This is a genomic window from Prosthecobacter sp. (assembly GCF_044226605.1).
Taxonomy (GTDB): domain Bacteria; phylum Verrucomicrobiota; class Verrucomicrobiia; order Verrucomicrobiales; family Verrucomicrobiaceae; genus Prosthecobacter.
The window spans coordinates 286,556-295,384 of record NZ_JBGAGS010000012.1; the positions used below are offsets into that span (position 1 = coordinate 286,556).

Annotated in this window: 9 protein-coding genes; 4 read left to right on the plus strand and 5 right to left on the minus strand. The window is 59.9% G+C overall.

The features are described 5' to 3' along the window. Nucleotides 1-38 precede the first annotated feature (38 nt). Nucleotides 39-1,076, minus strand: coding sequence for a methionine synthase (locus ACILSO_RS18370; protein ID WP_395738901.1), 1,038 nt, complete (start codon nucleotides 1,074-1,076; stop codon nucleotides 39-41). 226 nt (nucleotides 1,077-1,302) lie between these two features. Between ACILSO_RS18370 and ACILSO_RS18375 the strand changes: the two genes are divergently transcribed. Further along, nucleotides 1,303-2,088: a hypothetical protein gene (locus tag ACILSO_RS18375; RefSeq protein ID WP_395738902.1), complete on the plus strand. Its 786-nt coding sequence runs from the start codon at nucleotides 1,303-1,305 to the stop codon at nucleotides 2,086-2,088. A gap of 90 nt (nucleotides 2,089-2,178) precedes the next feature. On the opposite strand, the gene tnpA is transcribed toward ACILSO_RS18375, so the two are convergent. Genes tnpA through ACILSO_RS18395 form a run of 4 tightly spaced genes read right to left on the minus strand, consistent with a single transcriptional unit; the run spans nucleotide 2,179 to nucleotide 5,200 of the window. Next, nucleotides 2,179-2,628 (minus strand): IS200/IS605 family transposase, encoded by a 450-nt coding sequence (gene tnpA, locus ACILSO_RS18380; RefSeq protein WP_395738903.1) that lies wholly within the window; start codon nucleotides 2,626-2,628, stop codon nucleotides 2,179-2,181. A 16-nt stretch (nucleotides 2,629-2,644) separates the two neighbouring features. Beyond that, a complete protein-coding gene (locus ACILSO_RS18385) occupies nucleotides 2,645-3,424 on the minus strand; it encodes a sugar isomerase domain-containing protein (protein WP_395738904.1) in 780 nt (259 codons plus the stop codon). Continuing rightward, the gene (locus tag ACILSO_RS18390) at nucleotides 3,421-4,356 is read right to left on the minus strand and encodes an ROK family protein (RefSeq protein ID WP_395738905.1); all 936 of its coding nucleotides are present in this window, start codon (nucleotides 4,354-4,356) and stop codon (nucleotides 3,421-3,423) included. The genes ACILSO_RS18385 and ACILSO_RS18390 overlap by 4 nt, the downstream gene beginning before the upstream one ends. A gap of 49 nt (nucleotides 4,357-4,405) precedes the next feature. Next, nucleotides 4,406-5,200, minus strand: coding sequence for an SDR family NAD(P)-dependent oxidoreductase (locus ACILSO_RS18395; protein WP_395738906.1), 795 nt, complete (start codon nucleotides 5,198-5,200; stop codon nucleotides 4,406-4,408). A 51-nt stretch (nucleotides 5,201-5,251) separates the two neighbouring features. Between ACILSO_RS18395 and ACILSO_RS18400 the strand changes: the two genes are divergently transcribed. From ACILSO_RS18400 to ACILSO_RS18410, 3 genes are all read left to right on the plus strand, one after another. Further along, nucleotides 5,252-6,148: a sugar phosphate isomerase/epimerase family protein gene (locus ACILSO_RS18400; protein ID WP_395738907.1), complete on the plus strand. Its 897-nt coding sequence runs from the start codon at nucleotides 5,252-5,254 to the stop codon at nucleotides 6,146-6,148. 119 nt (nucleotides 6,149-6,267) lie between these two features. Further along, nucleotides 6,268-6,630 carry a hypothetical protein gene (locus tag ACILSO_RS18405; RefSeq protein ID WP_395738908.1) on the plus strand — a complete coding sequence of 121 codons (363 nt, stop codon included), beginning with the start codon at nucleotides 6,268-6,270 and terminating at the stop codon, nucleotides 6,628-6,630. A 614-nt stretch (nucleotides 6,631-7,244) separates the two neighbouring features. Then, nucleotides 7,245-8,324 carry a pyridoxal-phosphate-dependent aminotransferase family protein gene (locus ACILSO_RS18410; protein WP_395738909.1) on the plus strand — a complete coding sequence of 360 codons (1,080 nt, stop codon included), beginning with the start codon at nucleotides 7,245-7,247 and terminating at the stop codon, nucleotides 8,322-8,324. The last annotated feature ends 505 nt before the right edge of the window (nucleotides 8,325-8,829 follow it).

The following is an 8,829-nucleotide window of genomic DNA, read 5'->3' on the forward strand; positions in this document are numbered from 1 at the left end:
ATGCCTAACCATGAGCTAAAGCTCATGAGTACTTTGGTTCACAGCCCCAGCTCTTTCTTCACCATCCCCACACCCGCAACCATGCTGGCCAGCTTCTTCCTCGCGGCCCAGCGCGCGGTTTGAGACAGCCCGCAGTCCGGCGCTAAGACCAGCTTGTCCGCAGGGGCGTGCTTCAGGCACGCCCGCACTGCATCGGCGATCTGCTCCGGCGTCTCGATGTGGTAGCTCTTCACATCGATGATGCCCACCGCCACGTCATACCGTTCGGCCATCGGCTTGATGACCTCCAGCTCGGCGTATTCCCGGTTCGCCATCTCCACGTGCACCTCGTCGCAGTGCAGGTCCAGAAACGCGGGGAAAAGTGGCGCGTATTTGCGCCAGCCCACAGGGTGGCCTTTGAAATTCCCAAAGCACAGGTGCGTGCAGATGCGCGTCTTGCCATGGCCGCTGGCCACCGTGCGGTTGAAGATGTCCACAAAGCGCCTGGTATCCTCGCGGTAGCCGTAGCAGCTCATGCTTGGCTCATCCACGCAGATCTCCTCCGCCCCGGCAGCCACGAGATCGGCGATCTCTTGGTTCACGATGGGCAGAAGCGCCTCCGTGATGGCGTAGCGGTCTGCATATCGCGCATTCGGCGCCAGCCGCCCGCTCAGCGTGTACGGGCCCGGCACGGACACCTTCAGCCGCTTTCCGGCATGCCCGGCCAGACGCTGCAGACGCTTGAACTCCTCCACCACGCCAAGGCCTCGCGGCGCGCGCAGTTCGTCCACGATCTCATGCTTGCCCCGCTGATCATGCGCCGGCGGTCCAAATCGCCGCGGACTAGCGGGCTCCAGCGCGATGCCCTCGATAAACCCGTAGAAGGACAGGTTGAAATCAAAGCGCGTCTGCTCCCCGTCCGTGATGACGTCCAGCCCTGAGGCAATCTGGTCCTGAATGGCCACCTGCGCGGCGTCATCCTGCATTTCTGCAATGTCAGCGCTGCCAAATTCCGCCAGATGCCGGGCTGAAAACTCGAGCCAGCCCGGGAAGGGGTAACTGCCAATAACGGAGGTGCGGAGCGGTTGGGATTGCATGATGCGGCAAGCTTAACGACGCAAGGGACTCAGCGTCAAAGTCCAGCCGCAAAAGCACAACGACTCTGGCTGGAAGCTGCAATGCCTCATCCGGCCCTAAATTGAACCTTAGCTTAGATTACACTGGTTATACTAATCCTAGATAGTACTGAACCAACCATCTAACCTTATGAAGTTCAACCAACCGTTTATATTTGTGTTAGTTAATTACTTTACCGCAACCACGTTGTCTGCCCAAACCACGCTCGTGGGCTCTGGTAGCAGCTACAGTGACATTTTCCCGTCCTCCAGTCCCGTCCTGTATGACGTGCCCGGCGGCGGTCTGGCCTCGATCACCCTCTCCAACGGCTCCACCACAGCGACCCGGGGCCTCTGGGATCTCACTGCTCAAGGAGGCGCCAATGCGACGATCCTGCTGAGCCTCAGCGAGTCTGCTGCGCAGGTTTCTCTGACCGGCTCGGCATTGCAATTCGGCATCAACAACGACAACAACCTCCTGCTGGGACTCCTGGGCACCGGCACCAGCATTCACTATGCATGGGACGCCGTGGCGTATTTCGACACGCCGGGAAGCGTCCTCACCTACACTCCCGGCACGCAGTACAGTGTGACCTTCGATGTGGACGGCAGCAATGGCCTCCTCAGCTCTGTCCTCGGGCTCACTCCCAGTTTCACCTTTGAACTGATCGACGGCCTGGGAAACACTCTGGCCAGCGACAGCAGCGGCACATTGATCAACATCGCCGGCCTGCTCGGCACCGGAGTGCCCACGGGCACCGTGAGCCTGGACTACACCTTGGGTGGCTCAGCACCCACCGGCCCCATGGGGGTTCGTTTCCATGGCGATGCCGTCGTCGGAGCCACGGCCCTGAGCCTGGGCACCAACTATGCCACCATCTCAAATCTGGACATCACTGCCACCCCCGTTCCGGAGCCGGATGGCAGCATCCTCATTGCCTCCGCAGGTCTGGTCCTGCTGCTTCGCCGGAGAAGGCTGGACCACGCCTGCTGAGCGCCCGCATCCTCTTCTGCCTCCTGCTCCCTCTGCAGCATGAGGCAGCCAGAGGAATGGCAGTGGTTCCAAACAAGGATTCCCTGTCCCTCACACAATGGACGCTTCGTCGCATTTGATCTGCGCCTCTTTCAGCATGCGCCGGTATTCCTCCTGAAAATCCGTCTGCTGATGAAACACCTGCTGGTTCTTGATGTAGCGCACCACCGCCTCCTTTTCTCGAATCGAAACCGTGAAAGCTGCATACCCCTCCTGCCAGCCGCCAAACTCGGGAAACGCGATCGATTTCCCAATCCATTCGCTCGTGCCGGTTTTCAGTTCGCGCATGTAATCCGCCAATGACAGCATGGGATGCAGCGCCATCAAAACGTGCACGTGGTCCTCCATCGCATTGATGCGGTAAAGAGGGCAGTTCAGCTCCAGGTGAATGCCCCACGCACAGCGGAACAAATCCTCCCGCCGGTCCGCCTGCAGCACCGCCGCGCAGTCCTTGGTGGAAAACACGATGTGATACAGGATCTGCGTGCAGGTGTTGTCCATGGCACAATCTTAAACCTCAGGCCCCCAGCCCCGCATAATACTTCGCGATCCGCCGCGCATGCTCGTCATACGCCGCTTCAAACAGCTCCGTGGCTTTTGCTGCGCCCACGACCGCACCTGCCGTGAGCACCTTCGGAGGCTGACCAGCTTTCGTCAGACGATCTGCCACCTCGGCCTTGATCGCATTCACCAGCAGACAGCCGCCCACCGTGCTGCCTGGAGCGACGGGAGTGTCGAGATTATCAATCCGGATCATCGCATCACCAACCGGTGCGCCCGTGTCGAGAACGATGTCCGAGAAGTCCTGCAACTTCTTCCCATCGCGATGCCGGCTGGTGCTCGCCTCGCTGTGCACGGTGCTGATGATGGCCGCCACCTTCACGCCCCGGCGCTGAAACTCCTCCGCCATTTCCACCGGCACCACATTGCACCCGCTGCTGGAGATCACCAGCGCGCTGTCGTCGGGCTTGAGGTCAAAATTCCGCAGGATGCGATTTGCCAGACCGCTGACGTTTTCCAGGAACATGGCCTGGCGCTGGCCATTGGCACCCACGACGAGATTGTGAAACGTCAGCGACAGTTCCACAATGGGATTGAAGCCGGGGAAGGAGCCGTAGCGCGGCCACATCTCCTCCACCAAAATGCGGCTGTGGCCCGAGCCGAAGACGTGCACCATCTGTCCGGCAAGGATTGTCTGCGCGAAAAGGTCGGCCGCTTTTTGGATCAGCGGCAGTTGATCGCGGACGCGGTTGAGAAGGCCTTGGCTGGCGTCGAGGTATTGGAGGGCGGGAGTCATGAGTTTTGAAGAAGATTGAAAACAGAGCCGAGGCACCCGGCGCTGTCGCCGAGCGAGGCAGGAACGATGCGGGCCTGATTTCCACCAGGCCGCCACTCGAAATCATCGAGCGCCTTTTTAAGGGGAGCAAACAGACGCTCCCCTGCCCCGGTGGCGATGCCACCGCCCACGATGACGACCTCGGGATCGAGAACGTTGATGAGCGAGGCAATGGCCGCTGCGAGATGGCGCACCGATTTGAGCCAAACTTGGGCCGCATGCTCATCCCCTGCGCCGTAGGCATCCAGCAGCGCGTGTGTGGTGGCGTAGCGCCCTTCACCCCGTAGAGCGATGGTCTGGTTCCCGATGGCATCTTCCAGACTGCCCGGCGTATTGAAATCATCGCATACCGCGTTCGCATCCACCGTGATGTGCCCGAGGTGTCCCGCACGCCCGATCTTTCCCTTCAGCAAACGGCCGCCGCTCCAGATCGCGCCACCCACTCCTGTGCCGAGCGTCAGCATGAATGCGTCCTGCGTTTCCTCCGCAGCTCCGGCCCACACTTCGCCCAGCAGCGCAGAGTGTGCGTCATTCAGCACACGGCATTCCCGCTCCAAAAAGGCGGCCCAGTGAAACTTCTCCAGCCCATGCATGCGCCCCGGCATCCAGTCGATGCAGCGACCGTCGGGATTGGCCAAACCGGGCGCGGAAAGTCCCACGCGGAGCTTCTGCCCCGCCTGCGCCTCAAATTCCTGCACGATCTCCCTCACTGTCAGCGCAAAGCGCGGCGTCTCCCCCTCAAACTCCCCATCTCGCGTGGGCCTGGAAAGCGTGGCCACCGTGCGGGCACTCTGCGTGTCCACCAGCGCAGCTTTGATGTTCGTCCCGCCGAGATCGACGCCGATGGCTAGATTCTGATTGCTGGATGCTGGATGCTGGGCGGAGGAAGTCATACGGCCTTCATTGATCGTGGATGTTGGATCGAGCATCTAGAATCTAGCATCAAGCATCCAGAATCTGCCCCTCGCTCACGGTCCACCCGCCATCCACCGCCAGCACCTGGCCGGTGATGAATTGGGAATCGGGTGAAAGCAGCAGCAGCGCCGCGGCATCGCAGTCTTCCGGCTGACAGATGCGGCCGCCATCCAGCGGCTGCTTGGTTTTGACGAAGTTCATGATCGCCTCATTGCTCACCGCGCGCTGGGACATCGGCGTCTCCACCAGCGCCGGCGCGATCACATTCACCCGGATGTTCTGCGGAGCATAATACGCGGCGATGGATTTACTGAAGCCGATGATGCCCGCCTTCGCCGCCGCATAGGCATGCGAGGCAAAAAACTGCGCCGAGGGCGAATAGCCGAGCACGCTGGCCATGTTCAGAATCACGCCACCTGTGCCTTGCTTCAAAAACTGCTTCACCGCCGCACGGTTCGAATAGATCACCGAGTTCAAATTCAGATCCAGCGTGTAGCGCAGCCCCTCATCGGTCAGTTCATGCAGCGGCCCGTCTCCACGGCTGCGGCCACTGCCACCGGCCACGTGGTACAGCGCATCCACTTTGCCAAACTCGCCCACGGCCAGCTCCACGGCACGCTCCGCCGCTTCCGGCGTGGCGGCGTCCGCGGCAAAGCCCCTCGCTTTCGCCCCAAGAACTTCCACAGCTGCGTCCACATTCACCTGCGATCGGCTGGTGACGACGACATTGGCCCCCGCCTCCACAAGCTTTTTCGCGGCAGACAGGCCCAGGCCCGTGGTGCCGCCCATGAGGATGATGTTCTGACCGGAAACGGAATGCATGTTGAGTGAAGGAGTCGGGCGTGCGATGTCGTTGATCAAGCGAACCCACTCATGAACACACGCCGTACTTTCCTGCGCAACCTCTCTGCTTTGGCTTTTACAACTCCGTTGATGGCGGAAACGCCGAAATCGAAGAACACCGTGTGCTTCTTCACCAAGCACCTGATCGGCCTGAGCTATGACGACATCGCCAGCCTGGGTGCGGAGGCCGGCTTCAATGGCGTCGAGAGCCCCATCCGTCCAAAGGGCCACATCGAGCCGGAGAAGGTGGTGGATGAGCTGCCGAAGTACATCGAGGCGCTGAAAAAGCAGGGCCTCGAAATGACCATCATGACCTCGGGTATCAATGAAGTGAGCAAGGAGCAGCGCACGGAGGAGGTGCTGCGCACCGCCGCCAAGCTCGGCGTGAAGCGCTTCCGCATGAACTACTACAAGTACGACCTCAAGCAGCCCATCTGGGACCAGCTTCAGGCCGTGCGCCCGAAGATCAAAGACCTCGTCGCCCTGTGCAAAGAGATCGGCATCCAGCCCATGTTCCAGAACCACAGCGGGCAGGACTACTTCGGCGCACCCGTGTGGGACATCTTCTCCATCATGCGCGAATACCCCGCGCAGGACTTCAGCTTCGCGTTCGACATCCTGCACGCCACCTGCGAAGGCGGCAAATCCTGGCCCCTCGAGTTCAACCTCGTCAAAGACCACATCGGCGCCGCCTACTTCAAAGACTACAAATGGGACGGCCGCAAGCTCGTCACCGTCCCCCTCGGCGAAGGCCAGGTGGACCCCGCCTACGGCAAGATGCTCATGAAAACCGGCTACTCCGGCCCCATCTCGCTGCATCTCGAATACCTCGAAGGCAACCCCAAGGACGCCGCCGTCCTCAAGAGCTTCCGCGAGGCGCACGTGCGCGATATGAAGACGCTGAGCGGGTGGCTGGGGTGGGCGTGAGTTCGCGTATTCCCTCTCGAGAGAGTTTCGGCCATCAACGATTTAGAGGCCTCTGCATGTGGATGCTTCCAGCTTTGGTGACACTTTCCGTTTATAACAATTAACGAGATCCGATTTCCATGGTGGCTGCAGATTGGCATTGGTGGACCTACATCAAGATTGGAGACTACGTCGCGAGCCGTGGCTGCATCCAGGAATTGAATTGCGCGGCTCGGTGGATCAGATATCAAAAAGTTATCAACTTTCCGACCGACGGCGTCTGGGACAAAGGTGTCTTTGAAGGTCCTTTCGATGAAATTTGGGTCGATCCCTCGCGATCGATCCTGCATTCCAGAGAGGATATTGAAGGTCTGGACAGAGGCATCGTTCCAAAAACCTACATAAGACTCGATAACATGGACCCTAAAGACTATTTCAAGAACGAGAGACGCGTTCTGTCCAGCTATCTGCCTGTGAATCATGGGTCTCAATCGGATGAATGAGACTGAGGTCGGATCGCAATATGATTGCAGAACAATCTCTGCAAATGATCGTCCATGAATAAAATCACTATAGAAGAGAGGCTCGCCGAATTGTCCGACCTTTGGACCTCGCGGGAATGAACTCTTCACAGAGTGCACCGCTCTTATGCGCGAATTTTTTTGTCTTCACGGCGGGTCGGCCGTCATTGAAGGAGTTGACCGCTGTTCGCGCTCTTATTCCGAGATTTTCCAATGCGCCAATATCTCTGCTCAAAGCGGAAGTTGGAGAATTGAATGAATTTGCCGTTGGGGCATTTGGTAACATTCAAGCGCGTCGCTTGGAGGCCGAGGCACAGGCTCGCGGATTGGAGGTCAGAAGGGAAGACGTATCTCGCACGGGTTACATGCCAATAAGCACCCATGGATATATATCGCTTATCGAGGACCATGAATTGGCCACGCGTGTCACCGAGGAGATGCTGCGGCCAGGAGCTCCCGTCGTATTGCACGAAGAGCACGATTGAGGATGGTCTGGCCAAAATCCTCCTGCCAGCCCGCCCTCGCAAGGCCCCAGACAGCCCTTGCACACCCACCGGAGCGCCCTACACTCGCCGTCCCCCTTTCCACCCAACGCAATGAGCAACCACGTCAAACTTTACATCCCCGGACCCGTTGAAGTCAGCCCTGACACCTACGCCGCCATGGCGCAGCCGATGATCGGCCACCGCGGCAAGGGATTCCAGGATCTGTATGCCGAAATCCAGCCGATGCTGCAGTCTCTTTTCGGCACGAAACAGCAGGTGTTTCTGAGCACGTCCTCCGCCTGGGGGGTCATGGAGGGCTCCATCCGCAATCTGGTGAAAAAGAAAGTGCTGAACTGCTGCAACGGCGCCTTTTCCGACAAGTGGCTGGACGTGTCCAAGCGCTGCGGCAAGGAAGCCGAGGCCTACCAGGTCGAGTGGGGCCAACCGGTCCGTGCCGACGAGATCGACAAGCGCCTGGCCACCGGCGAGTTCGACGCCGTGACCTTCATCCACAATGAGACCTCCACGGGCGTGCTCAGCCCCATCGCCGAGATCGCCGCACTGAAGAAGAAGTACCCGGATGTGATGTTCATCACGGATTCCGTGTCCGGCTTCACCACGGTGCCGGTGAACTTTGACGAACTCGGCATTGATGTGCTGCTGACCGGCTCCCAGAAGGCCTTTGCGCTGCCTCCGGGCCTGGCGCTCTTCACCGCCTCCGAGGCTGCCATGGCCCGCGCTGCCACCATCAATGACCGCGGCTACTACTTTGACTTCCTGGAGTTCAAGGCCAACGGCGAGAAGAGCATGACGCCGAGCACACCGTGCATCAGCCTCATCTACGGCCTGCGCCATCAGCTGCAGAAGATCTTCGCCGAAGGCGTGGAAAACCGCTATGCCCGCCACGCCAAGCTCAACGGCATGGTGCACGAGTGGGTGCGCCGCAACGGCTTTGAGTTCTTCGCCCCAGAGGGCTTCCGCTCCAAGTCCCTGACCTGCGTGGCCAACAACAAGAACATCGACGTGGCGGCCTTCATCGCCCTGCTGAAGAAGAACCACAGCATGATCATCGACGGCGGCTACGGCAAGCTGAAGGGCAAGACCTTCCGCGTGTCCAACATGGGCGACGAGTCCGAGGCCAGCATCAGCACGGTGATCGCCGCGCTGGATGACAGCCTGGCCAAGCTGTAACCGGCTTCCTGCTTCATTCTCTTCAAACGGCCCCGAGAAATCGGGGCCGTTTTTTTTGACCCAAAGCGAAGCGCAGGTAGACAGCCGCAGGCTGCCCTGAAGGGGTGAGCGATAGCGAATCAATGGGGTCGCGCAGCGAGGCACGACCGCAGCTACCGATTTCGACCGAGACGTGTGATTCACGCACAGCATGAAAGGTCCGAAGGCGGGAACCCTCCGTTTGTTCGCGGGCGAGTCAGCATGCGTGCGCCACGAGACGCCCGGCGGCGGTTGCAGGACCAACCGCCCTACCTTTCCGCCAAGCCTGGCGGCGGTTGCAGGACCAGCCGCCCTGCCTTTCCGCCAAGACGCTCGAAAACCCAGCTCAGGTAGGGCGGGCTGTCCAGGCTGTGTGAAAACTATTTCACCGGTTTGACCGGGGGCGTTCATGCGCAACAAGATGGGCATGAGCCACCTTCGAGGAACTGATCGCAGCGAACTGCAGATGCTGCCGCCATGCCTGGAT

Coding starts and splice junctions, on each gene's coding strand:
- ACILSO_RS18370 (WP_395738901.1), bottom strand. CDS start 1,076: ATGCAATCCCAACCGCTCCGCACCTCCGTTATTGGCAGTTACCCCTTC.
- tnpA (WP_395738903.1), bottom strand. CDS start 2,628: ATGGACAACACCTGCACGCAGATCCTGTATCACATCGTGTTTTCCACC.
- ACILSO_RS18385 (WP_395738904.1), bottom strand. CDS start 3,424: ATGACTCCCGCCCTCCAATACCTCGACGCCAGCCAAGGCCTTCTCAAC.
- ACILSO_RS18390 (WP_395738905.1), bottom strand. CDS start 4,356: ATGACTTCCTCCGCCCAGCATCCAGCATCCAGCAATCAGAATCTAGCC.
- ACILSO_RS18395 (WP_395738906.1), bottom strand. CDS start 5,200: ATGCATTCCGTTTCCGGTCAGAACATCATCCTCATGGGCGGCACCACG.
- ACILSO_RS18400 (WP_395738907.1), top strand. CDS start 5,252: ATGAACACACGCCGTACTTTCCTGCGCAACCTCTCTGCTTTGGCTTTT.
- ACILSO_RS18405 (WP_395738908.1), top strand. CDS start 6,268: ATGGTGGCTGCAGATTGGCATTGGTGGACCTACATCAAGATTGGAGAC.
- ACILSO_RS18410 (WP_395738909.1), top strand. CDS start 7,245: ATGAGCAACCACGTCAAACTTTACATCCCCGGACCCGTTGAAGTCAGC.